This is a genomic window from Dokdonella soli (genome assembly GCF_039523175.1).
Taxonomy (GTDB): domain Bacteria; phylum Pseudomonadota; class Gammaproteobacteria; order Xanthomonadales; family Rhodanobacteraceae; genus Dokdonella_A; species Dokdonella_A soli.
The window spans coordinates 1-24,963 of record NZ_BAAAEU010000024.1; the positions used below are offsets into that span (position 1 = coordinate 1).

Consider the following 24,963-nt stretch of genomic DNA (forward strand, 5'->3'; position numbering starts at 1 on the left):
ACACCGCTCAGGTGCTGATGGACTGGTGTACTGCCCAGGGTGTCGAGCTTCGCTACATCCAGTCTGGCAAGCCGAACCAGAATGCCTACATCGAACGCTTCAATAAGACCTACCGCACCGAGGTACTCAACGCGTACCTGTTCGAGAGCTTGGAGCAAATCCGCGAGATCACCGACATCTGGTTGAGCCGCTACAACGAAGAACGCCCGCATGAGGCACTCGGCAACCTGCCGCCGAGTGTCTATCGCGAAGCCTGCGAACGGGCACAACTTTCTCATTTTGAATGCGCTACTTGACGGGGAAGGCTACGTGCGCGCTTGATTGAGCCGAAATTTCATGTGCGCAGAGCCATGACTGATGGCATATTTAAGCGCTTATATAAGTACCGTTATTCTAAGACCCATGAAACGCACTCTGGGCACTCAACTGCGCCACTTGATCGATTTGCTCGACGCCGCCGTCGAGGCCGCCTATGCGGAAGCGGGACTGGACTATCGCCCACGCTACACGCCCGTGATGAAGTCGCTGGCGGAACGTGAACCGCTGACGCTGGGCGATATTGCCAACCTCGCCGGTATCACCCAGCCGGCGGCGACGCAAACCATCGCGCTGATGCGTGAGCAGGGCTTGGTTCGGGTCACGGCGGGATCCGCAGACGCGCGTCAGAAGCTGATCCGCTTGACCGCCCAGGGGCAGGCGCTGCTGCCGCAATTGCAAGCCTGCTGGCTGGCGACCGAACACGCCGCGCGCGACCTAGAAGCGGAGCTGAGATTGCCGCTGTCGCAAACCCTGGAAAGCGCCATTACAGCACTCAGCGCACGGTCCTTTGGTACGCGTATACGCATCGCGCGTGACGCGCTCGCCAATCGCCGCGGCGACACCGGAGCGAAGCGGACGCGCGTTGCGCACAAGCGCAACGCGCGTCCTTGCTCGCCCTGACACGTGCCGCCCACGCCCATCACACACGCTGAGTAATCCAGTTAGTCCCCCTAGCCATCGGAGCTGTCCATGCTGCACACCACCCCCCGCCGTCTACTGCGCCATGGTTGCTGCCTGTTGTGCGCGCTGCTGCCCCTGTCGGCCGCCATCGCGCAATCCATTCCCGGCGGACCCGCGCAGGCCGATATGACCGTTGACACCACGCAACGCGACCATGTCGTCGAGGCCCTAATCCAAGCTTTGAATCAGGGTTATGTATTTCCCGAGCAGGCGCGCAAGATCGAGCAATCTCTGCGTGCGCATCGCAGGCACGGCGACTACGACAAGCTGAGCAGCGCGGAGAAACTCGCGGCTACGCTGACCGAGCAGTTGCGCGGCGAAACGAACGACCAACACCTTCTAGTCGTCTACAGCGAGCCAGAGATTCCCGAACAAGATGCCAATCACAAACCCTCTGCCGAGGAACAGGCCGAGGAATTGGCAGCGATGAAGTCGCATAACTTCGGCATCGAACGCGTCGAGCGCCTGCCATTCAATATTGGCTATCTCGACCTGCGCGCATTCGCGCCACCGAAAGAAGCCGCCGGCGCCATCGCAGCCGCCATGACCCTGTTGTCCAATACGCAGTCGCTGATCATCGACCTGCGCAGGAACGGCGGTGGCGAACCGCCGACCGTCGCCCTGATCGCGAGCTATCTGCTCGACGAGCGCACGCATTTGAACGACATCTATTATCGGGAAGGCAATCGCACCGAACAGATGTGGAGCGCGGACTTCGTTGCGGGGTCGCGCTACGGGCAGACCAAGGATGTCTACCTGCTCACCAGCAAGAACACCTTCTCTGCGGCCGAGGATCTGAGCTACACCCTGAAGAACCTCAAGCGCGCTACCCTGGTCGGCGAGACCACCGGCGGCGGTGCGCATCCCGGCGACTTCGTGCGTATCGACGCTCATTTCAGCGTCTTCGTGCCCAACGGCCGCTCCATCAGTCCGATCACGCACACCGACTGGGAAGGCAAGGGCGTCACGCCCGACCTCGCGGTGCCGGCCGAAGATGCGTGCAAGACAGCCCAAATGGCGATACTCAAGAAACTTCTTGGCTCGGAACACAACCCGCGTTCGGTCGCGCGATTGAAGGATAGGATTGCAAAGGTGGAACAAGAGAATACCGCGGGATCGATGGATCAGTAGTCCACGCGCCCAAGGCCGAGCATCGTTGCGAACCCCCTCCCTGCTGCGTACTGCGATGGCAATCGCTTCAGGGACTTCACCGTGAATCGAACCGGTTGCCGGCCCTGGACGATCTTCTCGATGATGTCCGGTGCGAGCAGCGAGCTGTAGTGGATGCGTGCGACGTAGCGTTCGTCGATATCCTCAGTCTTGGCAATCTCTCGGACCGATGGCATCTCTCCTGAGATGAGTTGCTCGTACATCCCAGTCAGCGTTGCTCAGACCGCCAAGCAACAGGGTTCGGTCGCGTCAATGAGGCTGCTACAACAAGTGATGCCTCGAACTACGGCGGGGTTCAGTGCGAACCCCGCCGTTCTTCCGACTCAGTGTTGTGTTGCGGTTACCGGTACCGCAAAGACCGGATGTGTTGCGTCGTTGCTGTCGAGGCACAGCAACGTGGCTGCCGTCGTCTTTCCGGGCGGGAACTTCGTGCTGTCCACGTTCACGGTTACCGCACCGTTGAGCAGGCCTCCCAACGTCAATGTCGGCGGTGTAGTGGTCAGCCAGGCCGCGCCGCAAGGAGCGATCTGCTCGATGTGCATGGCCATGCCCGGGAAATCACCGCTCAAGGTGTCATCGGTCCAGTTGCCTGTCGAACCGGTGAAGATCAGGCCGGGATCGATGTTCTGGGCATTGGTGCCGTTCGCAGCCGTCGACTCGAACCACAGCCAGCCGTTCGCGACGGCACCCGTACCGAACGTCGACGCTTCCAGATAGACCACCATCCAGTACTTGCCTGCGGGGAGATTGGTAGGCGTGACGGAAGGCGCAGCGGTCAGATCGAGCGAGATCGTGTTGCCGGCTACGTTCAGGCCAGCCGTGGTTCCGATCGTCGCAACGTAGTTCCAGAGGTAGCTAGGGGCGACGGTGTCCGGATTTCCACTCGGCACTCCGGCCATGTCGCCGTAGATCTCGAAATGGATCTTCCGCCCGGCGAAGTTGGTCGCCAGGCTGCCCCTCGATGGTGACAGGACGAATCCAGGGAAGATCAATCTGGACACGTTCGTGCCGGGGATGCTGACCACGAAATCGTCCGCCGCGTATGCGCCGTGCGGTCCCTTGTCACCCCATTTGTCGGCGAAGAAACCGAAATTGCCCTGGCTCGGCTGATCAATCACGACACCGCTTGCCGCTGTGGTCGTGTTGTCGTTGGTCTTGGTGACATTGAGCGTCGGGCCACCGATGTTGTTGACGCTGAGTGCCGCGGACGTGGTGGTCTGACCGTTCGCGATACTGAGCGCAAGCGGCGACGGCACGGTGGCGATCGCCGGCCTAGGCACCCTGATCGCCATCGGCAAGTGCAGCGGCGACAGGCTGGCATCGCTCGGCGTGAGAACCATCTCACCGAAATGGAAATTGCCGTCGGCGTTGTATCGGGTCGCGTCAACACGGATGTTCAAGGGCTGGCTGTTCGAGTGTGCCGCAACCGTCAGGGTCGGCATGCTCGCCGTGGCGGCGACATCCCCCGTGAAGCTCACCGCCCATGTGACCGAGTGATCCTGCGTGCTGCGGAACTTGCGCGTGAACGAACACGTTGTCGTGCTGGTCGGGCCCGTCGTGGAGACGGTGATGCAGGCATCCTTCTGCATGCTGGCAAGATTGAGCGCGCTGGGCCCGATGCTGCCGGGCTTTCCGGCATTGGCGGGATTGGCGTTCGAGAAGTTCAGACCCGTCTCGTTCATCACCAAACCGGCCCGGCTGGCGACATACGCCTGGATGCGTCCCGAGCCCCGATCGAAGAAATCGCTGAGCGTCGCGCCATCCGGTTTGGTCAAGCCTGCTTCCGTTGCAGTCATCATGAGCGCCGACTTCACCTCCATCGGTGTCCAGTCCGAATGCATGCCCATCAGCAGTGCGCCGGTACCGGCCGTATGCGGGGTCGCCATCGACGTGCCATCGTAGAAGTCGACGTTGTTGGCTCCGGCAGGCGTGCCGTCGTTCGCGACGGACGCCAGGACGGCCACGCCCGGCGCCTGCACATCCGGCTTGATGGCGTCGGTACCGACCGGACCAAGCAGGCTGAAGCTGGCTAGTTTGTCCGGCTGGGCCGGCAGGCGCGAATTGGCGGGGTAGCCGATATTCATGGCGGTACCCGGATGAGCTGCCGCGTAGACCTCAAGGGCGTTGCCCTGCCCGCTGCTCGTGGTAAACACCGGAATGGTCTGTGCAGCACCGCTGCTGATGTAGTCGTCGGTCGAATTGACCAGCAGTACCTGGACTGCACCCGCGGCCTTCGCATTCGCCGCCAGCGCATTCGTGCCGCAAGGGCCGCTCACGAAATGCAAGATGGCCATCTTGCCGGTGAACGTGCCTGATGGAAGCGCAGCGCAATCGTTGGCCGCACCGAAGTTCGGACTGACCGCCAGCACGGTCGCAATCGGCCCGCTTGGCTGGGTCGAGTTGGGGGCCGTGTTCATGCCGATTGGACCAGGTGCACCTGCACCCGAAACCGTCGCGGAGTAACCCAGGGGGCCACCCGTGTGGTTGCCCGCGGCAACCGTCGTGACCCATGGCTCCCAGTGATTTGCTGTTCCTGGGAGCGTTACCGGTGTGGTCTCGTTGTTGCCCGCCGCCGCCGCGACGAAAATGCCGGCATCGGTGGCTGAGAGGAATGCTTGCGAAACCGGATCATTCCAAGGATCGAGGCCGCCGCTGATCGAGTAGTTCAACACATCGACGATGCCGTCCTGGATCGCCTGGTTCGCCGCGGCGGCGAGCGCGGATGTGGAACCGTTTCTGTTGTAGAGGCCACGGTAGATCACCAGGTTGGCGTGCGGTGCGACACCCGACAGATGTGCTGTAAAGCTGCCGATGGTGGCGGAACGGCTGTTGCCGCCAGCGGTGCTGCCGGTGTGGCTGCCGTGGCCATCGAGCGGACTGTCCTCAACGGATTGAGCCGGCTCTTTGGGCTCCTGCACACCCAATTCGTCGTAGACGCCGATGACCTTGTCATTGCATCCGCCGGCCAGATTGATGCCCTGCACGCCGCATTGACCGATGTAGTGGCCAGAACCCAATGGGTTCTGGATGTGGTAGCCCTGATCGTCGACGGCTGCAAACGAGGGACTCTTGCTGTTGTAGCCGGTATCGATATTGCCGATGACGACACCGTCGCCTCGATAGCCCAGCAACGATTCGAAGCCGTTAGCGAACAGCGTGTCCTGCCCCGCCGGAGTTCCCCACCAGATCGAGGAGGCCCCGATGAAGCCCGGACCGACGTCGCTCGCCTGATGGACGATGTAGTCAGGCGTGACTGAAAGGACGTCGGGCAGCTTTTTCAGCTTCGCAACATCGCTTGCCGAAAGCCCGTCTATCACTGCAGCGTTCAGCGCATGCGCCATCGTCGATACCACGTTCGGCGTGCGGCCCAACGTCATCGCAATAGCACTCAAGTGGCTGGCCTGCCGGCCCTCGAGGTACTGCCGGTAGTTCGCCACCGCTGAATTGGCCGAATCGAGGTGCAGTCGGCCCAAGGCTCCGTTCGCCTTGTAGGGACCGACGGCCTGAACGGAGTTTGCCCCCGCCTGGCCCGCGAAATAGGTTGGTATCGTCTGCTCGACAAACCGCACGATGTAGCGATTCGGAACGGACTCCCGGGCAACTACAGTGGAGCTTCCGGAAGGCCCGTCGTCCGTGGAAGCCGATCCGGCGAACGCTGGCGCTACGGCCATCCCCGTACTACCAATGATTGTCGCGATTGCTGCTGCCAGCGGCCACTGCCGCGTGAAACGAACACCCATCACCGTGTCTCCTTCGATTGGCCCCAGATTCCGTCGAACCCGCCGACTCCCCCAGCGGCGCTGCACTACGAGACGTTGATTCATGCCTCTCCCCGTCTCGTGCCAGCTCATCGACCATTGCCACGCCCTACTACGGGGCAAGCGCCATCACGGCGGCGCCCCGTCACATTTAGTCAATGACGAATGAGCGACCCGGTTTTGAAATGGCCATCACTCAGGAGCCCTGTACTCGCTGGATTGCCGGGATTGGCTGGCGCCTTGCCGGAAGGGCCCGTCGACGCAGCGATGCTTGACGTCGTCCGATGCTGCGCGTACTTTTCCACGCGTCGATGGTTTCCATCGCTCTATCCGCATAGAGCGATGGAATTAAAAGGGAAGCCGGTGCGGCCGTCATGGGCCAATTCCGGCGCTGCCCCGCAGCGGTGTGTGGAAACGACCTTCGCCAGTAGCACTGGTCCCTAAGGACTGGGAAGCGGCGGACACTAGGCGAAGCGCTGATGCGCTTCACGTCCACGAGCCCGAAGACCTGCCTCGTCCAGGGAGAGATCCCTGTTTGACCTGGACCTTCCGTGGGGAAGCGGCCGGAGCTCTCGCACGATGCATTTCCATCGTGCGCGTACTCCCGCGCGCTCGCCACGCAGTTCCGGTTCGCCCGCGGGGGCGAAGGTCGCTGGCGTGACGAATCCCTTGTCTGTACTTGCAGGCGAGTCGACGCGCGGTTCCTTCGTTCCTCACTGCCACTGACGCATGAGGAATTGCATTCATGACTCTTGTTACCAATCTCGGCTTTCCGCGCATCGGCGCGAAGCGTGAGCTCAAACACGCACTCGAGGCCTACTGGCGCGGCGAAAGCTCGCCGCAGCAGCTGCAGGACATCGCGAAGGATCTGCGGCACCGACACTGGCGTATTCAACGTGAAGCCGGCGCAGACTCCGTGCCTTGCAACGACTTTTCTTTGTACGACCAGGTCCTCGACATGGCGTTTCTGTTCGACGCCATCCCCGACCGTTACCGGAAGCTTGCCGATCGCGATCCGCTAGAGGGTTATTTCGCGCTGGCACGCGGGGCGCAGAATGATGAATTCGATTTGCGCGCCCTCGAGATGACGAAGTGGTTCGACACCAACTACCACTACCTCGTTCCAGAGCTGCAGAGCACCCAGACCTTTCAACTTCGTGGCGACAAGCCGGTCGCCGAGTACCTGGAAGCGAAGGCGCTGGGCCTCGAAGCGCGTCCGGTGTTGCTGGGTCCCGTCAGTTTTCTAATGTTGGCGAAAACTGTCGATGGGAGCGATCGCCTGGCACTGTTGGATCGACTGCTGCCCGTCTACATAGAATTGCTCGGTCGACTCAAGGCCGCCGGCACCCAATGGGTGCAGATCGACGAACCCTGCCTCATCCTCGATCAGGATGCGGACGATCATGCGGCCTATCGCCGTGCTTACGCGGCATTCGCGAATGTGGATCGTCCCAAGCTTGTGCTGACGACTTATTTCGGCGCCCTCGGCGACAACCTCAACCTCGCTGTGGACCTGCCCGTCGACGGATTGCATGTCGACCTGGTTCGCGCGCCCGATCAATTGGATGCTGTACTCGACGCGTTGCCGGCAGAACGGACGTTGTCACTCGGTGTCGTCGACGGACGCAATATCTGGCGTACCGATCTCGATCGCGCGGTGCCGCTTGTACGCCGTGCGCATGATCGACTCGGCGGTGACCGCCTGCAGGTCGCGCCGTCTTGTTCACTCTTGCACGTGCCGGTCGATGCAACACTTGAGACGTCGCTTCCCTCCGACATCCAGTCCTGGCTTTCGTTCGCGCGACAGAAAGTCGAGGAAGTGCGCGCCATCGTCGACGCGCTGAACGGTCTCGTTTCCTCGGTGGATACGCTCGATGTTGCACGCGAACGGCGAGAGACGCGGAGCACCTCGAAAAGAGTCCACAAACCCCGTGTCGCGGAACGCGTGGCCTCTCTCGAAGCATCGTCCGCACGGCGTCGCTCCGCCTATCCGAAACGCCGAGTTCTGCAGGAAGAACGGATGCGGCTGCCGCTATTCCCGACCACGACGATTGGCTCGTTTCCGCAGACACATGAAGTGCGAGAGGCGCGCGCGAAGCACAAGTCCGGCAAGCTGTCGGATGCCGCCTATGACGCTTTCCTGGTGGCTGAGACGGAAAAGTGTGTGCGTTTCCAAGAGGAAATCGGCATCGACGTGCTCGTCCACGGCGAATTCGAGCGCAACGATATGGTTGAGTACTTCGGCGAGCAGCTCGATGGTTTTGCTTTTACGAAGAATGGCTGGGTACAGAGCTATGGATCGCGTTGCGTCAAGCCCCCCGTCATCTACGGCGATGTCGAGCGTCCGGCGCCAATGACGGTGCGCTGGTCGCAGTATGCGCAGTCGCTGACCGACAAGCCGATGAAGGGCATGCTGACCGGACCGGTGACGGTACTGCAGTGGTCATTCGTTCGCGATGACCAACCCCGAGCCGCCACCTGCCGGCAGATAGCACTGGCGCTGCGCGACGAAGTGATCGATCTTGAACGTGCGGGGATTCGCGTGATCCAGATCGACGAACCCGCGTTGCGCGAAGGTTTGCCATTGCGGCGAGCAGACTGGCAGGTCTATCTGGACTGGGCGGTGGAGTGCTTCCGTATCACAGCGTCGGGAGTTGCCGACGATACGCAGATCCACACGCACATGTGCTACTCCGAGTTCAACGACATCATTGACTCGGTCGCGGCGATGGATGCCGACGTGATCTCGATCGAGACCTCCCGCTCGCGCATGGAGCTGCTCGATGCCTTTGTGAAGTTTCGCTATCCCAACGAGATCGGGCCGGGCGTCTACGACATCCACTCACCGCGCGTGCCATCCGTGGACGAGATGACGGAGCTGCTGGAGAAAGCAGGCGCTGTGCTCTTCCCCGAGCAAGTGTGGGTCAACCCGGACTGTGGGCTGAAAACCCGCGGTTGGCCGGAGACGCGCACGACGCTCGCCGCGATGGTCGAAGCTGCGCGGCGGTTGCGATCTTCCGTAGAAAAAACAACCTGAGTCATGTCGAAGTGTCCGCTGCTCGCCTCGGTTGGGCAGCGGACATTTCCATCAGGTCGCTTGTCCCGCCACGCGACGGCGCACAGCGCGCATTTCAGGCGCCTCGTGATGAACCAGGGTTTCTGCTCAGGGCACCCACTCGAGCTCGCTGGTCGCCACGGTCAACCCCTGTCCAGGTTGTTCGCAGTGACGTTGCATTTGATGGTTCGACCCTGTGGGAGCAACCTGACCAGCGACAGCCGGACTTTGACACCCGCGCAGTCCTAATCAATCGGGCGCCCGACTCTGGGCGATCAGATTGGCAAGAAGGAGTAGGAAACTTCCGAAGATGGAGGAGATGAACCCGATGACTCGGCTCCTTTTCTGTGCCGCCCCGTTGGCGTTCATTGCCTTCTCCACTTCAAAGAGGCTGTTCTGCAGCAACGGGACGCGCGCTTGCCCTTTGGCGATGACCACCTGCTCAGCCTGCTTCAACTGGGTGAAGTTCGCGAACGAGAGATTCGCCCGCGCTTCGTCGTTGAGCTTCTCGTAGGCATCGTAGGTCTGGCGGTAGTCGAGCTGCTTGGCGATCGCCAATGCGCCGATCATGTTGCGAACGGGGGTCCCGCGATCGAGCATGTTGCCCTTATAGATCAGGCTGGCGACTTCCTGGCGCGCACTGTCCTGGAGCGCCAGGATGAAGATCAAGTCGCCCTGCTGATTGGCGATGAAATACTCGGATGCGATGCTGTTCAGCGATTGGACCTGCTGGGTCAGATCAGCCTTCGTGTCGGACAACTGCCTCATCGCTTCGCCGAGCCGGTCGACGACGATGAACGACCACGCAGTGCCGATCACACCCAATACGAAACCGGCGACGACCGAAATCGTCTTAGCGTGACGGACCAGAAAGCGAGGCATCGCCCCTCCGAACCTTGGTTCACCTTCAAGAATATCCGCCAACCCGCTGCTCAAGTCGAGCACCCTCCGGGCGGGAAGAATTTCTCGGTCTAGGCCGAGATGGCCACCAACATGGAGGCGTCGCAACTGCGGCCTCAAGGAGGTCGAGGCCGAGCTGTCGCAGCTCAAGCGCATGCGCGGCGATCCGGCGCTTGAGCATCATGCGCTAAGGGATCTCCTCTCGCGAAAGCTCTGAGCCAGGCGCGGCGATTGGAACTGCGCCTGGCCATGCAAACCCATCGCCACCCAAGTGCGCGACGTGCCGATCGAGCGCTGGCATTGCCACGCTCGGTGCGGCGCTACCAGCCGCGACCGCGCCCGCGTACCGAGGCACTTCTACGCATTCGCTTCCTGCCGAGTCGGTAGTGCAGGTCTTCGAAGCGCAGCCGCCGACCCGCCAGCGGACGTGCCGAGCGCTTGGTCACGGCTGCGCAATCATGTGTCGTTTTCCGCTTATAGGAATAGACCACAAGAGCGGAACCTATATGCGGATTGAATACGAGCAGTTGGCAAATAGTGGCAGGGTGGCTTGGAACGTCGATGGCGATCACCCGTCGGATCTGCTGAGGGTCCTTGTCGGGTTCGGTCGAGGCTGCGTCCTGCACGGAAAAACCACCTCACTACCCGTGTTGATTCCATTGCGCGGACATGTGCGCGTATCCGAAGGCGGCAATGTCCAGAGGACGCTGGCGCGCGGCGAGTTGTTCGTGGCGGAGATCGGGCAGGAGCTGCAGGTGATTGGGCAAGGCGCGGCCGTTTGGCTCGTGCTGCTCGCGAACCCCGCCCTCTGGCGGCGGCTGATTGGCAGCTCGACCGATGTCTTGCTTCCAGATCCCGTGCTGCTGCCGGCGGTGCATGGTGCCGACCGCGAGATACGCCGCGTTGCGGTGCGTCTGGTACGCAGCGTGTCTGCTGAACCATCGAACGATGCCGATGCGGTCGCGGCAGCGCTGGTGTTCACAGACCTGCTTGTCGATCTGCAGTCGGATTTCGAGCCACTCGTCGGACGCTGCCCGGGCCGCACGCTTTCACAGCGCCGCAGCGTGTTCCTGCGCCTGAAACGCGTGCGCAACTATATGGAGTCAGAAGGCAACGTGGATCTCGGAATCACCGGTTTTGCGCGCATGGCGAACTACTCGCCGTGTCATTTCGTTCGCGCGTTCTGCGCTGTGTACGGCGAGACGCCGCATGCGGTGCTCGTCGAACAGCATCTTCGACGAGCGCACAGGCTGGTCAACGACACATCGCTGACGATCAGCGAAATCGCAACAGTCGCCGGATTCGAGGACCGATGCGCGTTCGCGCGATCTTTCAAACGCCGCTTTGGCCAGACGGCCACGGTGGTGCGTGCATATGGTCAAGGTGCCGGGCGCGATGCCGCGTAGTCGCTCCGCTCGTTCTTCCGGAGCCTTCGCCGAGACGCCGCGATATCGAGCGAACAATTTCTGCATGGGCTTTTGCGAAAAATCGCCCAAGACGTGAAGTTCACATTTTCTTAATCTCGAAAGCAGTCCGCAGCGCGATGGGCGGACAGACATCCAAGAACCTGGAGACCTCTATGCAACACACGCTGCTCCAAGAATCGATCGAGCGAGCCCTGAACCCAGCCGCTACGATCGCGAAGACCACCATGAGCGTCACTCCGATCGCCGCATTGGCGACATTCGGTTTGCTTGTTGCACCGGCATTCGCGCAAGACGCCGCACAGGACCAAAGCGGTCAAAAACTTGAAACCATCACGGTGACGGGTTCGAACATCCGTCGCGTCGATATCGAAACGTCCAACCCGGTCGTCACCATCGATCGCGCCGCGATCGCGAAGTCCGGCAAGCTGACCCTCGGCGATCTCGTTCAGCAGCTGCCGGCGGTCACCGGTCCGAACACCAACCCGCAGGTCAACAACGGCGGCGGTACCGGTTCGTCGAGCATCGGCCTGCGAGGCCTCGGCTCGCAGCGCACGCTGGTCCTGATCAACGGCCACCGCTTCCTCAGCGGCGATCCGAACGCGATTCCGGCCAACATGGTCGAGCGCATCGAAGTGCTGACCGACGGCGCCTCGTCGGTGTACGGTTCGGACGCGATCGCGGGTGTCGTGAACTTCATCCTGCGCAACGACTACCAGGGCGCGGAGTTCTCGACGAGCTACGGCATTTCCGATCACGACGACGGCACCAGCAAGGGCTACCAGTTCACGTTCGGCCAGAGCTCCGACAAGGGCAGCATCATGGCCGGCGTCAGCTACAAGAAGATCGACGGCGTGCTGTCCAGCCACCGCTCGTTCTCGAAGAACGCGGTCTCGCGCTCGGGTACGACGAGCGCCCCGATCCAGACTGTCATCGGCGGTTCGACCCGGTCGCCGTACGGCCACATCTTGATTCCGGCCGCGTTCAAGCCGGATTTCCCAGGCTGCAAGTCCGGCTACATCGCACGCAATCCGGGCGCGAGCGGCCTGAACGTCGCCACCGATTACCACTGCTATACCGACAGCGACAAGTACAACTACGCGACGGTCAATCTGGTCCTGACTCCGCAGGAACGCACCGGCCTGTTCCTGAACGGCAACTACAAGCTGACCGACAACGTCGAAGCCTACCTGTCGGTGCTGCACAACAAGACCTCGGCGGCGTTTCAGCTCGCCCCGGCGCTGTTCGGCTCGCCGTTCGGTGCGGTGGTTTCCAAGGACAATTACTACAACCCGTTCCACGAGGACTTCAAAGATAAAGCGGGCTTCTTCACCACGCGTCTCGAGTCGCTGGGCAACCGCCGCGCCCAGACCGGTCGCAACGACGATCAGGCGTCGACCGGCTTCAAGGGGTCGTTCACGGTCTGGAACGAGCAGCAGTGGAACTGGGACATCGGCTACGACTACGGCCATGCGACCTTCCAGACGTTAACCCTGGCCCTGCCGAACGTCGACAAGCTGAATATCGCGATGGGTCCGTCGTTCCTCGACACCGACGGGATCGTCAAGTGCGGCAAGCCGGGGGCCATCATTGCAAACTGCACGCCATTCAATCCATTCAACGTACAGGATCCGAACAGCGTGGCAGTTCTGCGCGCCAACGGCTCGCCGGGCGTCAGCAACCTGTTCCTCAAGGAGACAGTTAAGCGCATCGACCTGAACGGCGGCCTGTTCGAGCTGCCGGCCGGCACGATGCAGCTCGCGGTCGGCGCGAACTACCGCACCGAGTACACGAATTCCGCCGTCGATACCAGCCTCGTCACCAACAGCCTCGGCCGATGCACGCTGGGCAGCCAATGCGCCTCGGCGCTGCAGGGCGGCTACAACGTCAAGGAAGCGTACGCGGAGTTGTTCATCCCGGTCCTCAAGGACCTGCCGTTCGCGCACGCGTTGAACGTGACGGTCGGCGACCGCTTCTCGAAGTACAGCACGTTCGGCAGCACCAACAACTCGAAGATCGCGATCGAATATCGCCCGATCGAGGACCTGCTGCTGCGCGGCACGGTGTCCAAGGTGTTCCGCGCACCGACGGTCACCAACATCTTCGGTGGCGCCGCAGCCGCTGCCCCGAAGATCTCGCGGGATCCATGCGCCTTCAACGCGCCGACGCCGACGACGCCGAATCCGAACGCAAGCAATCCGGCCTGTCTTGGCGTGCCGGCGCTGGGCTCGTTCTCCAACGAGAATGTGACCCAGGCCACGCAGCTCGACAACGCGATCTCTTCGGGCGCCAAGTACGCGAACTTCCCGATCGGTCCGGAGTTCGGCAAGTCGTTCGACTTCGGCGTGGTGTACGACCCGCATTGGCTGGAAGGTCTGTCAGTCAGCACCGATATCTGGCGTATGTACCTGAAGAACAACATTACCGGCGTTGGCGCGCAGAGCGTGATCGACCTGTGCTTCGGCGGCCAGACCCGGTATTGCCCGCTGATCAGTCGCGTCACCAGCGGTGCCCGCCAGGGTCAGATCCAGCTCCTCACCCAACCGACCACCAACCTCGGCCGCGTGGACGTGGGCGGTGTCGACTTCGCCGGCAACTACCGTCTGCCCGAGACCGCGTTCGGCCGCTTCAAGGTCGGCCTCAACGCGACCTACATGAAGCGCTACGACGTGGAGACCGCGCCGGGTCTGGCGGCCAACTCGGTCTATCACTACGCCGGTCACTTCATGAACTTCGGTTCGGCGCAGGCGTCGGCGTGTCCGGGTGCGGGCGGCGGCATCTGCCTGTTCCCACGCTGGCGTGCACAGGCCAGCCTCGGCTGGCAGATGGGTCCGTTCGATGCGTCGTGGGCGATGCGCTACATCGGTCGCTTCCGCATGGGCTCGCAGGCGGCGTCGCAGGACACCCATCCGTACGGCTCGGGCAACCCGTCGCTGGACGGCCTGTTCACCGACTTCGGTGCGACGGTCTACAACGACGTGCAGTTCGGCTACAACCTCGAGGCGCTGAACACGCGCATCGACGTCGGCATCAACAATATCTCCGACAAGCAGCCGCCGTTCCTGTACGCGAACAACACGCTGAACGCGAACACCGACCCGAGCGACTTCGACCTCTTGGGCCGCTACTATTTCGCACGCTTGACGGTCAAGTTCTAAGCTCGGTTCGCGCAATGACTCAGGCCGCGCGGATTCCCGCGCGGCTTTTTTTATACGACGATGAGCAAACCGACCTGACCAGATTTCGGCAGCCATCCGCATGGCGACGGGGCCGAGACCGGGCAGGAAGGCTGTGGAATCCGGTGGAGGGACGGCAACCCCGCTTGGCGGCGACGGCCTCCGACACGTTTTCGGGATCGACGCGACGTTGCGCCGCGTCCGGGCGTCTTTACGATGTCCCGGCCGAGGCTTGCGATCATGTGCAGCGTCCAATCGCGTGGCTCCAGCAGCCCATGTTGAGCGCCGAACTCGACATTACCGGCCTTCTGCAGCGCGATGCGCCCGCGCTCGACATGCTGATCCCGCAAATCTATGAACCGTTGCGTCGGCTGGCGCGTCGCCAGCGCCAGCGGGAATCTGCGCATACGCTCCAGACCACGGCGCTCGTCCACGAAACCTGCCTGGTGCTGATGAAGCAGGATGTGGCGAGGTTCAGCGACAGCGCGCACTTCTATGCCTATGTGAGCCAAGTGATGCGTCACGCCCTCATCGATCATGCGCGGTGCCGCAAGGCGCTCAAGCGACAGGCTCCGGCGGAATTCGCGTTGCAGGGGGAAGAAGCCCGGACAGATCCAGATTCCATCATCGATTTGCTGGCGCTCGATGAGGCGCTCAATCGCCTTAACACGATCGACGCGCGACTTGCGCAGATTGCGCAACTCAAGCTGTTCGCGGAGCTTAGCTGCCGCGAGATTGCCCGTGTGCTCAAGGTCAACTCGCGCAGCATCGATCGCGACTGGCTGAAGGCGCGCGCGTTCCTGAGCGATTGCTTGCAGGCGCCTTCATGAGCACCCTTGGTTCCCCGCCGTGCCGTTGCGCGAACGATGGGCACATCCGTCGCGGAGACGCGCGATGAACGCGGCTTTCGCCGATCGCTGGACCGAAATTGAGCCCCTGCTCAACAGGATATTCGACGTGCCTGACGAAGCGCGCGCCGCGTGGTTGCAACGGCATTGCCCGGACGCGACGCTGCGTGCACTCGTCGAAAGAACGCTAGGAAACACGCGTCGTGCAGAGGCACTCGAACGGGGCATGTCGCAGTGGCTCCCCGAATCGGCCGAAAAATGGCGCGATGATGTCATCGAGACGGCGTTGCCGAGGATTGCCGGCTATCGCGTGGTCGACTTCATCGGCGCGGGCGGCATGGCCAGTGTTTTCAAGGCGGAACGCGACCTGCCTGGAGGCCCGCAAACGGTCGCGCTGAAGTTGCTGCGCGTGAATGTGCACGACCCGCAGGAGCGTGCGCGCTTCCTGCGAGAACAACGCATCCTTGCGCGGTTGCAGCATCCGCACATCGCGCAATTGCTCGATGCGGGTTTCACGCCAACGGACACGCCATACCTCGCGCTCGAGTTCGTGGCCGGCGACACCCTGCTCGCGCACTGCGATCGGCACCGGCTGGGTATCCGCGCCCGCTTGGCCGTGTTCGTCGACGTGTGCACGGCGGTCGAGCATGCGCATCAGAATCTTGTCGTGCATCGCGACTTGAAGCCAAGCAATGTGCTGGTCAGCACCGACGGCCGCGTCAAGCTGCTCGATTTCGGCATCGCCAAGTTGCTGACCGGCGATGATGACGCCACGCGCACCGAGGCGTGCCGGTTGACGAGGGCATACGCTGCTCCAGAGCAGCTCGTCGGCGACCCGGCGACTACGGCGATTGACGTCTACGCGCTCGGTGTTCTGCTCGGCGAGTTGCTCGGCTGCAAGCGCGTTGGCGAAGGTAATGGCGACATCACCTTCGGCAGGGTCTTCGACGATGCGGCGGCTGCGGCGCGTGGGCTGAGCGCGAGCGCGTTGAGACGCCAGCTTCGCGGGGATCTGGCGGCCATCGTGCGAAAGGCGACGCAAGCCGATCCGAACCTGCGCTATGCCAGCGCGGCCGCGCTGCGTGGGGACTTGCTGGGCTACCTGCGTGGCGAACCCATTCAAGCACGGCCCGATGCGCCGGGCTATCGCCTGCTGAAGTTCGTGCAACGTCACACACTAGGGTTTGCGTTCGCCGCGCTGCTCGCCGCGACAATGGCCGCGGCTACCGCATTCAGCGCCAAAGAGGCAGCGCTGGCGAATCGCTCGGCGGATCGAGCCGAAGACGAAGCCGCCAGGGCTCATGCGGTCCAGTCATTCCTGCAGGGTCTTTTCGACAGCGCAACCCCGGGTGCCGCCGCGGCCGAAAATGCCGAAGAGCTTCTTGCGCGGGGTCGTGAGCGCGCGGACCGTGATTTCGCAGCCAGTCCGGTGTTGCGTGTGGAGATCCTTGGCCTCATCGGCGATCTGCAGCGGCGCAGTGGCTATCCGGACCATGCACGCGAACCGCTGGAGAGCGCGGCCACATTGGCCAGACAAACGTTTGGGGCCGGAGACAAACGCACGCTGTATATCGAATATCTGCTCGCGAAGCTGGCGTACGACGTGGGGCATTTCCGCGAGGGCGCTGCGCGCCTGCAGCAAGCCTTGGACGACTTCCACACAAGCGCGCATGCAGGATCAAAAGAAGAAGTGCAAGCGATGGCGTGGCTGGGCGGCTTGCATCAGCGCATCGGTGATTCTCGCAAGGCGGAAGCCTTGGGGGGAGATGCATTGGCCATTGCACGCCGGATACTGCCGCCTGACGATACGACCCTGACCGAGGCAGTCACCAACCTGGGCTGGGTATACACGGAAACCGGTCGCCCCACGGATGCCGTGTCGCTGCTGGGCGAGGCGTTGGCGAGCAAGCGCCGTCTGCTCGGCGAACAGCACGCCGATGTGGCGGATGCCATGGCATTGCTCGCGTCTGCGATGTTCAAACTCGGACGCTATGGCGAGGCCGAGCAGCTCATGCGTGGGGCGGCGGCAATCGACGCAAAGGCTTACTCGCGACCGCATCCTCGTGTGGCTTCGCATCTCAACGATCTAGCGACCGCGCTGGCCCTCGAAGACAAACTCGACGAAGCGATCGACTACTACCAGCAGTCGATCGCGCTGGGTCGCCGGATTTTTGCCAACGGGGATCTCAATAGCGCCATCGCGTTGACCAACGTGGCCGGAGTACGCTTTGAGCAGGGTTTGTATGCCGACGCGGAGGTGACCATGCGGAGCGGCATCGCCGAGAAGACTCGCCTCCTCGGCGCCGACTATATCGACAACGACTGCGATTACGACAAAGCCAGCCTGGCGCGCATCTTGATCCCTCTGGGCAGGCTCGACGAAGCTCAAGGGTTGCTGGACGAGGCCATCGCCGAAGGCCACAGGCGACGCGGCGGTAGTCATGCCGATGTCGCCTTCGCGCTGGTCGTCCAGGCCCGCCTCCTGGCTGCTCGCGGCGATCACGCGCAAGCGGCAACGAGCGCGCGCGAAGCCGTCGCCCTGTACGGGGCATTGGAGCAGCCAAACAGCAGCAAGGCTATCGCGGCGCTTCTGGTCCTTGGCGAGAACCTTCGGGCGCTTGACCGGAATTCAGAAGCGCGGACGATTCTCTCCGCGGCCTTGGATAACGCCCGCGCGTCCTCTCCGCCGGCACCATCCATGCTTGTGCGCGCGCTGACCGAATTGGCGCGCACCGAGGATGCGCTGGGACATTCCGCGAATGCACTCGAATTGCGCACCGAAGCCAGGGCGTCGATCCCCTCGATTCCGCCCGGCCGCAACATCGAACGTGACGAGGCGAAGCGATGGCTTGCGGAAATGCTCACGATGAAAGTGTGCTTGACTGATTAGGGTTCGTTCGCTGCAGCTGGCTACCAAACGCCGCTGATCATTATTGCGAGCGCCTTGACGCCATGATGACGCGACGCTGAGGAGCAGTGGCTGTCTCAGCGTCGGCCGGCATGCTTCGTCCCGCGACGCCTATGCCCACGATTGCGGCAGTCTCCTCAGTCGGGAGGCCAAGGGGATAGCGGTGGTTCTGTGCATTTTATTTTGCTTAATGTGGGAGGCAAAGAGAAGCGCGATAGGTGCACAGGGCCGCGAGAAGACCCTTTTCATCAGCCAAGATCTTGGCCTTCTCCGATTCTCCGACGAGATGGATAATGTAGCTTTGCTCAGCGACGCCATCTTTGATAACAAACGGAGAGAAATTGCTGGAGGAAGCCGGGACGGCCCCAATGTCATCGTTGGTGATATTGGGGGCATAGAACATCAGGTGCGGCATGGGCATGGTGTGAACGTTTCCATCGGGCATCCATGTACGCATGATTGGCGCGGCCATATAAGATAGACCAGATTTTTCCGGAGCTTTATAGGTCCTGTTTTTGTAGCGTTTTACAATTTCGGCTTTCAAGGCAACAGGACTCATTCCTTGAACGCGAAGCGTGGCCACATCCATGATGACTTTCAGGAAGGTCTTTGAGCCTTCAGCGTCGTAGCAGAATGGAACATAGATGTCGTTGCGAAAGTCAGCCTGATCCCATTCAGTGCGCGATACAAGACAGGTCACGCCGCTCGTTCCCTGCAGGGAACGTTGATAGCCTTTCGCGGGATCAAGGAGATAAACGGTTGCCTTGTCTCGCATCTCTGGGGGCAATGCGCTTTGTGCAAACTGAGTTTCGAGCTTGGCTGGCATTTGCTCGATAGTTGTCTCAGCCGCCCGGCTCGGAGATGCCGATATACCGACCACAACAAGATTGATCGTGGTTATTGCCAGAAAAAATTTAGTATTCATAACTCTCCATTCTATTTTACCAGATAGCCCGCTGATGTGAGCGAATAGCTGACGAGCAAAGCAATAGCGAGAACAATATTCTCTGAATATTGGACTCCTCAGATTTTCTTGATCGATCTCGTGCCGTCAGATCGTCAAGTCAGTGCCGGCGTGCGCGCCTCCGCAGCGCGAATCCTGTAACCCGCGCATGAGTGACGCGAGTGCGCAGCGATCGAACATCGGCCAGAACGAAGAGGCAAGCCCAACCCGAGCACCGTTCGCGCTTACTTCACTAACGACGTTTGGTTCGCCTATGGACGTTTACACACGCGATGCCGTCGCAGCTTGCTGATGTACTGACCGGAACTGTGGTCACGGCTGTCCATCGAGACACTGAATACCCTGAAGATTCCCCTGTTCGTGGGGAATTCGCGCACCGAGACGGGCTCTTTGGAATCTGCACGCACGGCCACACACCCGCCGGTTTGGAGGCCCTATCTCCAAATCGGCTTTTTATGCGTCGCATGCGGGAATTTGGGGAATCGCCACCGGACAATTTCGGTCTCTGCTCCCCTGCCCCGAATTCTGGCGCCTGTCTCTGCCGCCCTGTTTTTGCGGGTCCCGGTTCCCGCTGATCTGGATTGGACAGGCAACTGGGTTAGTACGGGTGTCTGCCGCCCTTCAGTCGCGCAGACGCTGCGACGGGGGCGGCCCAGTGATAACCGAAGCGGGTAGTGGTGCGGATGGCCGTGTGCTCGCCCGCCGTGTCTCCGATCGCTCGGCGCGCTCGCAGCATCGTCTGCACAAGCAACGTCTCACCGACTTCGGCGCGGCCCCAATCGGCCGCAATCAGCTCATCGCGACCGACGGCGCGGTCGCGACGCTCGATCGGATACGCGAGGCACTCGAAGGACTTGAGCGGCAAGGAAACACGCTCGTCGCCCCTCCATAGCTGGAGCGCCGCGGGATCGAGGCGGAAGTTGCGGAATCGAAAGATCGGTCGACGCATACGCGTCAGCGTATCGCAGCGCGCCCAGCGTTTGCCATATCGCGAACGGCCCTTCCAGAGAACGCTCCTGCATGGGGCAACTCAAGCAACGCGCAGCGATCGATAACCGGCCACTGAGTGTGGCCTTGCGGCAACCCTTTGCTCCATTCCTCTTCTACGACCTGATCGGCATGGTTGTGTGGTGCCTGGCGGGCATCGTCCTCGGTGCCGTTTTCTCCTCAGCGATCGGCGATGTCCTACATTTCCTGGATCGTTTTTTCGTGAATCGCCCCCGGTACTCGCCCCCACCCGACCCACAAAATTCCAGAGCCGGGTGGGGGCTGATCCGGTTCAGTAGACCCGGATCCCACGCTTCGAATCACGCAAGAGCAAAACGATCCAGATTCATCACCTTGTTCCAGGCCGCCACGAAGTCGTGGACGAACTTCTGCTTCGCGTCCGAGCTTGCATAGACTTCGGACAACGCCCGGAGCTGAGCGTGCGAACCGAAGACGAGATCGACGCGCGTGCCGGTCCACTTGAGTTCGTCGGTCTTGCGGTCACGCCCCTCGAACAGGTCCTTGGCATCCGCGACCGGCTTCCACTCCGTGCCCATGTCGAGCAGGTTGCGGAAGAAGTCGTTGGTCAGCGCCTCTGGTTGTTGGGTGAAGACGCCGTGCTTGGCCTTTCCGACGTTGGCGTTGAGGACGCGCAGGCCGCCTACCAGCACCGCCATCTCCGGCGCGGAGAGGTTCAGCAATTGCGCCTTGTCGACCAGCAGCGCCTCGGCCGAAACACCGTATCCGCCCTTGAGGTAATTGCGGAAACCGTCTGCGATCGGTTCGAGCGCGGCAAAGGATTCCACGTCGGTCTGCGCCTGCGAGGCATCCATGCGCCCAGGCGTGAAGGGAACCGTCACCGCGTGACCGGCATTCTTCGCCGCCTGCTCGACACCGGCGCAACCGGCCAGCACGATCAGGTCGGCAAGGGAAACCTTCTTGCCGCCGGATTGCGCAGTGTTGAACTCGCTCCGGATGCCTTCGAGTGTTTTCAATACCTTCGCCAACTGCTCAGGCTGGTTGACTGCCCAATCCTTCTGCGGCGCCAGACGAATGCGCGCGCCGTTCGCGCCGCCGCGCTTGTCGGAGCCGCGGAAGGTGGACGCCGACGCCCAGGCGGTCGACACCAACTGAGAAACCGCCAATCCGGAAGCGAGGACTTTCTGTTTGAGGGAAGCAATGTCCTTCTCGTCGATCAGCTTGTGATCGATGGCGGGAATCGGGTCTTGCCAGATCAGTTCTTCGGCGGGCACTTCCGGGCCGAGATAGCGCGCGCGCGGTCCCATGTCACGATGAGTCAGCTTGAACCAGGCACGCGCAAACGCGTCGGCGAGCTGGCCTGGGTTTTCCAGGAAGCGCCGCGAAATCTTTTCATAGGCCGGATCGACACGCAGCGAGAGGTCCGTGGTGAGCATCGTCGGCGCGCGGCGCTTCGACGAGTCGAAGGCATCGGGAATGGCGCCTGCGCCGGCGCCGTTCTTCGCAACCCACTGATGCGCACCCGCCGGGCTCTTGGTCAGTTCCCACTCGTAACCGAACAGGTTTTCGAGGAAATTGTTGCTCCATTTCGTCGGCGTAGTCGTCCAGGTGACTTCCAGCCCGCTGGTGATCGCATCGCGCCCCTTGCCCGTGCCGAAGGCGCTCGCCCAGCCGAGCCCCTGCGCTTCAAGGCCGGCAGCCTCGGGCTCGGGCCCGACGTGGGAGGCGGGGCCAGCGCCGTGGGTCTTGCCGAAGCTGTGGCCGCCCGCGATGAGCGCGACGGTCTCTTCGTCGTTCATCGCCATGCGCGCGAAGGTCTCACGAATATCCCTGGCTGCCGCGATCGGATCGGGATTGGCGTTCGGGCCTTCCGGGTTGACGTAGATCAGACCCATCTGCACCGCAGCGAGCGGATTTTCGAGATCGCGTTCGCCGGAATAACGTTTGTCTCCGCCGAGCCAGGTTTTCTCCGAACCCCAATAGACATCTTCGTCCGGCTCCCAGACGTCCTTGCGTCCGCCACCGAAACCGAAGGTCTTGAAGCCCATCGATTCCAATGCGACGTTGCCGGTCAGGATCATCAGGTCGGCCCAGGAAATCTTCCGGCCGTACTTCTGCTTGATCGGCCATATCAATCGTCGCGCCTTGTCGAGGCTGACGTTGTCGGGCCAACTGTTGAGCGGCGCAAAGCGTTGCTGGCCCGATCCCGCGCCGCCGCGGCCATCACCCGTTCGGTAGGTGCCTGCGCTGTGCCACGCCATGCGGATGAAGAGCGGGCCGTAGTGGCCGAAGTCCGCCGGCCACCAGTCCTGCGAGTCGGTCATCAGGGCGAGAAGATCCTTCTTCACCGCGGCGAGATCGAGGCTGTTGAATTCCTTCGCGTAGTCGAAGTCTTCCCCCATCGGGTCCGACTTGGAGGAATGCTGCTGCAGGATCTTCAGGTTCAACTGGTTCGGCCACCAGTCGCGATTGGACGCGCCGCTGCCAGCCGCATGATTGAACGGACACTTCGCTTCGGTCGACATGGCTTCTCCTTGGGTGAGTGGGTTTGACTGTCGAGGCCAGTCTGGAACTCGAGCTCCGATGGATCAAATTGTTCTTGCCAATGACTTCCATAGTGACGGCATATCAATGACACGAGTCATCTCTCCCTCGTGGTTCCGGAGGGTGAGGGACAAGGGTGACCAGGGGAGCGGCGTCAGAAACTCATGAGCACAGGCAACGAGCACTGCTGATGATGCCGAAGCGGCCTCAATGTCGCTCAAAGTGGCGGATATCTCCTTGCGCCCGAGTGTCGCTGAGCTCGTGAAGTAAGCAAGGCCCGGAAGCGACTCCTTGAAATCCAAGAGCCAGCTCTCTACAAAAGCCCCTTCCCTCCGACGTTGGTGGTTTGGCGCTCTCTGGAGAAGATGTCCACCGTGGGTCGAAAGCAGTCTAGCCCGCGAGGGTGCTGACGATCCGTATTCCGGATGCCAGCGAGCGATGCACCGGGCATTTGTCCGCGATCTCCATGATCTTCGCTTTCTGCTCGGCGCTCAGCGACCCGCTCAGCTCGATCTCGCGATCGATGCGGTCGAGCATCGCAGGCCTGGTTTCACAGTCCCTGCAGTCGTCGATATACGTCTTCGAATGTCTCAGGCGTACGAGAACCCTTTCGAGCGGCCACTTCTTTCGCCGCGCGTACAGTCGCACCGTCATCGACGTGCAGGCCCCGAGCGCCATCAGCAGCAGCTCATACGGACCCGGGCCTCGATCATTGCCGCCCGCGTCGACCGGTTCATCCGCGATCAGGCGATGGCGGCCGTCGAACAGGTTTTGTTCGAAGTCTCCCTCGCCCGTCTCGACGACGACCGTGCGCGGTTCGACATCGAATTCGCGAGTGCGCACATCCTTCATTGCATCCGTCATGAACGATTCCTCATGGCGAAGGGCGCGCGACCAGATCCTGGAATTCCGGATGCTTCTGGATGTACGCAGCGACGACCGGGCACTGCGGGATGACTTTCTCGCCGTGCGTGCGCGCCGCCTCGAACACCGCACGCGCCAGGACGGAAGCGAGACCGCGACCGCCCAGCGGCGGCGGCACCACGGTGTGGATGAACGTGATCAGGCCCGGTTCGCGCCGATAGGTCACGAACGCCGTGTTGCCGTCGATGACCAGCTCATAACGGTGATGCGAAGGGTTGTCCACGACCTCTTGCGACATGATCGATGCTCCAGGTTCGCTCGTTGATGGTGTGATCTAATCCTGTCTCCTGAACAATTCGATCAGGCTGTCGGCATCGCGCGGACCGTCGTAGCGCTGTCCGTTGATGAACAGGCAAGGTGTGCCGTTGACACCGCTGCGTACGCCGCCGGTGAAGTCGTGGCGCACGCGCTCGGCGAAGTCGCCGCGCAAGGTGGATTCGATGAGGGCCTTGTCGAATCCCAACTGGGCCGCGTAGCCGACCAGGCTGCGATCATCGAGTGCTTCCTGGTTTTCATAGAGCAGATCGTGCATCTCCCAGAATCGACCGATCGTCGTCGCTGCTTCGGCGAACTCCGCTGCGCGCTCGGCATGCGGATGCGCATTGGTCAGCGGGAAATGGCGGAACACGAAGCACAGTGCGTCGCCCATCGCCTGCTGCAGGGCCTTGAGTTCGGGATACGCCTCGCCGCAGTAGGGACATTCAAAGTCGCCGTATTCGACCAATACGATGCCGGCATCGCGCGGCCCCTGCACGTGATCGGCCGGGCCAACCGCAGGTGTGAGATGGCTCATGAGGAAGATCCCTGTTTGCGCGGCAACTTGTCGAGTGCGTCGAGGATGCCGTCGGCGCCCGGATTGATGCCGATCGGTGACACGTAACGCCAGCGCACGATGCCGTCGGCGTCGATCACGAACAGCGCGCGCTGGCTGGTGCCGCCGGATGCCTCGTAGACGCCGTAACGCCGGGCGACATCTCCCTTCGGTTCGAAGTCGGCCAGCAACGGGAAGTGCAGCTTGCGATCGCCCGCAAACGCGGCATGGCACCAGACGCCGTCGACCGATATGCCGATGATTTCTGAGTTGTAGGCGCGAAACTCGGCCAACAGTTCGTTGTACAGGCTGACCTGGTCACCACACACCGGACTCCAGTCGGCGGGATAGAACACGAGGACGACGGGACGGCCGCGAAGCTCGGACAAAGAGACCGTTTGATCCGGCGTTGAATGCAGGGTGAAGTCCGGCGCGGGCTGGCCGATCTCGACGGTCACCGGAGTTGCACTGGACATCGCGGACTCTCCTATGGCGCTCAACTCACACGAACGTTCG

General features: G+C 61.9%; 18 protein-coding genes and 1 riboswitch. Of the genes, 8 read left to right on the plus strand and 10 right to left on the minus strand.

Features of this window, described 5'->3' with window-relative positions; translation table 11 throughout:
* From ABD002_RS14020 to ABD002_RS14030, 3 genes are all read left to right on the plus strand, one after another.
* Positions 1-296: integrase core domain-containing protein (locus tag ABD002_RS14020; RefSeq protein WP_343792166.1), on the plus strand; the 296-nt coding region annotated here is incomplete at its 5' end.
* 106 nt (positions 297-402) lie between these two features.
* The gene (locus tag ABD002_RS14025; RefSeq protein WP_343792168.1) at positions 403-939 is read left to right on the plus strand and encodes a MarR family winged helix-turn-helix transcriptional regulator; all 537 of its coding nucleotides are present in this window, start codon (positions 403-405) and stop codon (positions 937-939) included.
* Positions 940-1,008: 69 nt separating this feature from the next.
* The gene (locus ABD002_RS14030; protein WP_343792170.1) at positions 1,009-2,130 is read left to right on the plus strand and encodes a S41 family peptidase; all 1,122 of its coding nucleotides are present in this window, start codon (positions 1,009-1,011) and stop codon (positions 2,128-2,130) included.
* On the opposite strand, the gene ABD002_RS14035 is transcribed toward ABD002_RS14030, so the two are convergent.
* Positions 2,124-2,345, minus strand: coding sequence for a hypothetical protein (locus ABD002_RS14035; RefSeq protein ID WP_343792172.1), 222 nt, complete (start codon positions 2,343-2,345; stop codon positions 2,124-2,126). The genes ABD002_RS14030 and ABD002_RS14035 overlap by 7 nt on opposite strands.
* Positions 2,346-2,492: 147 nt before the next feature.
* Complete coding sequence (locus ABD002_RS14040; RefSeq protein ID WP_343792174.1) at positions 2,493-5,642, minus strand: S8 family serine peptidase; 3,150 nt, start codon at positions 5,640-5,642, stop codon at positions 2,493-2,495.
* 579 nt (positions 5,643-6,221) lie between these two features.
* A riboswitch (cobalamin riboswitch) is annotated at positions 6,222-6,457 on the plus strand.
* A 215-nt stretch (positions 6,458-6,672) separates the two neighbouring features.
* Here ABD002_RS14040 and metE point away from each other — a divergent pair.
* Positions 6,673-8,964 (plus strand): 5-methyltetrahydropteroyltriglutamate--homocysteine S-methyltransferase, encoded by a 2,292-nt coding sequence (metE, locus tag ABD002_RS14045; protein ID WP_343792176.1) that lies wholly within the window; start codon positions 6,673-6,675, stop codon positions 8,962-8,964.
* A gap of 267 nt (positions 8,965-9,231) precedes the next feature.
* Here the strand turns inward: metE and ABD002_RS14050 are convergent, their stop codons facing one another.
* Positions 9,232-9,864 (minus strand): hypothetical protein, encoded by a 633-nt coding sequence (locus tag ABD002_RS14050; protein WP_343792178.1) that lies wholly within the window; start codon positions 9,862-9,864, stop codon positions 9,232-9,234.
* Positions 9,865-10,553: 689 nt separating this feature from the next.
* Between ABD002_RS14050 and ABD002_RS14055 the strand changes: the two genes are divergently transcribed.
* The 4 genes from ABD002_RS14055 (at position 10,554) to ABD002_RS14070 (ending at position 18,220) form a co-directional block, all read left to right on the plus strand.
* Positions 10,554-11,288: a helix-turn-helix domain-containing protein gene (locus tag ABD002_RS14055; RefSeq protein ID WP_343792180.1), complete on the plus strand. Its 735-nt coding sequence runs from the start codon at positions 10,554-10,556 to the stop codon at positions 11,286-11,288.
* A gap of 245 nt (positions 11,289-11,533) precedes the next feature.
* Positions 11,534-14,464, plus strand: a complete 2,931-nt coding sequence (locus ABD002_RS14060; protein WP_343792182.1) for a TonB-dependent receptor plug domain-containing protein — start codon at positions 11,534-11,536, stop codon at positions 14,462-14,464.
* A gap of 296 nt (positions 14,465-14,760) precedes the next feature.
* Positions 14,761-15,312 carry an ECF-type sigma factor gene (locus tag ABD002_RS14065; protein WP_343792185.1) on the plus strand — a complete coding sequence of 184 codons (552 nt, stop codon included), beginning with the start codon at positions 14,761-14,763 and terminating at the stop codon, positions 15,310-15,312.
* 64 nt (positions 15,313-15,376) lie between these two features.
* Complete coding sequence (locus ABD002_RS14070; protein WP_343792187.1) at positions 15,377-18,220, plus strand: serine/threonine-protein kinase; 2,844 nt, start codon at positions 15,377-15,379, stop codon at positions 18,218-18,220.
* A gap of 205 nt (positions 18,221-18,425) precedes the next feature.
* On the opposite strand, the gene ABD002_RS14075 is transcribed toward ABD002_RS14070, so the two are convergent.
* The 7 genes from ABD002_RS14075 to ABD002_RS14105 all read right to left on the minus strand — a co-directional run bounded on the left by ABD002_RS14075 (position 18,426) and on the right by ABD002_RS14105 (position 24,923).
* Complete coding sequence (locus tag ABD002_RS14075; protein WP_343792189.1) at positions 18,426-19,163, minus strand: hypothetical protein; 738 nt, start codon at positions 19,161-19,163, stop codon at positions 18,426-18,428.
* 637 nt (positions 19,164-19,800) lie between these two features.
* A complete protein-coding gene (locus ABD002_RS14080; RefSeq protein WP_343792191.1) occupies positions 19,801-20,151 on the minus strand; it encodes a winged helix-turn-helix domain-containing protein in 351 nt (116 codons plus the stop codon).
* Between the two features lie 358 nt (positions 20,152-20,509).
* Positions 20,510-22,693: a catalase/peroxidase HPI gene (katG, locus tag ABD002_RS14085; protein ID WP_343792193.1), complete on the minus strand. Its 2,184-nt coding sequence runs from the start codon at positions 22,691-22,693 to the stop codon at positions 20,510-20,512.
* 409 nt (positions 22,694-23,102) lie between these two features.
* Positions 23,103-23,576 (minus strand): OsmC family protein, encoded by a 474-nt coding sequence (locus ABD002_RS14090; protein ID WP_343792195.1) that lies wholly within the window; start codon positions 23,574-23,576, stop codon positions 23,103-23,105.
* A 10-nt stretch (positions 23,577-23,586) separates the two neighbouring features.
* Positions 23,587-23,874, minus strand: coding sequence for a GNAT family N-acetyltransferase (locus tag ABD002_RS14095; protein ID WP_343792197.1), 288 nt, complete (start codon positions 23,872-23,874; stop codon positions 23,587-23,589).
* Positions 23,875-23,910: 36 nt separating this feature from the next.
* Complete coding sequence (locus tag ABD002_RS14100) at positions 23,911-24,429, minus strand: DsbA family protein (protein WP_343792199.1); 519 nt, start codon at positions 24,427-24,429, stop codon at positions 23,911-23,913.
* Positions 24,426-24,923 carry a redoxin domain-containing protein gene (locus ABD002_RS14105; RefSeq protein ID WP_343792201.1) on the minus strand — a complete coding sequence of 166 codons (498 nt, stop codon included), beginning with the start codon at positions 24,921-24,923 and terminating at the stop codon, positions 24,426-24,428. The genes ABD002_RS14100 and ABD002_RS14105 overlap by 4 nt, the downstream gene beginning before the upstream one ends.
* Between the last annotated feature and the right edge of the window lie 40 nt (positions 24,924-24,963).

Excerpts from the sequence above, each read along its gene's own strand:
- ABD002_RS14025 (WP_343792168.1), top strand. The coding sequence starts at position 403 with ATGAAACGCACTCTGGGCACTCAACTGCGCCACTTGATCGATTTGCTC.
- ABD002_RS14030 (WP_343792170.1), top strand. The coding sequence starts at position 1,009 with ATGCTGCACACCACCCCCCGCCGTCTACTGCGCCATGGTTGCTGCCTG.
- ABD002_RS14035 (WP_343792172.1), bottom strand. The coding sequence starts at position 2,345 with ATGCCATCGGTCCGAGAGATTGCCAAGACTGAGGATATCGACGAACGC.
- metE (WP_343792176.1), top strand. The coding sequence starts at position 6,673 with ATGACTCTTGTTACCAATCTCGGCTTTCCGCGCATCGGCGCGAAGCGT.
- ABD002_RS14050 (WP_343792178.1), bottom strand. The coding sequence starts at position 9,864 with ATGCCTCGCTTTCTGGTCCGTCACGCTAAGACGATTTCGGTCGTCGCC.
- ABD002_RS14060 (WP_343792182.1), top strand. The coding sequence starts at position 11,534 with ATGAGCGTCACTCCGATCGCCGCATTGGCGACATTCGGTTTGCTTGTT.
- ABD002_RS14070 (WP_343792187.1), top strand. The coding sequence starts at position 15,377 with ATGAACGCGGCTTTCGCCGATCGCTGGACCGAAATTGAGCCCCTGCTC.
- ABD002_RS14075 (WP_343792189.1), bottom strand. The coding sequence starts at position 19,163 with ATGAATACTAAATTTTTTCTGGCAATAACCACGATCAATCTTGTTGTG.
- ABD002_RS14080 (WP_343792191.1), bottom strand. The coding sequence starts at position 20,151 with ATGCGTCGACCGATCTTTCGATTCCGCAACTTCCGCCTCGATCCCGCG.
- katG (WP_343792193.1), bottom strand. The coding sequence starts at position 22,693 with ATGTCGACCGAAGCGAAGTGTCCGTTCAATCATGCGGCTGGCAGCGGC.
- ABD002_RS14090 (WP_343792195.1), bottom strand. The coding sequence starts at position 23,576 with ATGACGGATGCAATGAAGGATGTGCGCACTCGCGAATTCGATGTCGAA.
- ABD002_RS14095 (WP_343792197.1), bottom strand. The coding sequence starts at position 23,874 with ATGTCGCAAGAGGTCGTGGACAACCCTTCGCATCACCGTTATGAGCTG.
- ABD002_RS14100 (WP_343792199.1), bottom strand. The coding sequence starts at position 24,429 with ATGAGCCATCTCACACCTGCGGTTGGCCCGGCCGATCACGTGCAGGGG.
- ABD002_RS14105 (WP_343792201.1), bottom strand. The coding sequence starts at position 24,923 with ATGTCCAGTGCAACTCCGGTGACCGTCGAGATCGGCCAGCCCGCGCCG.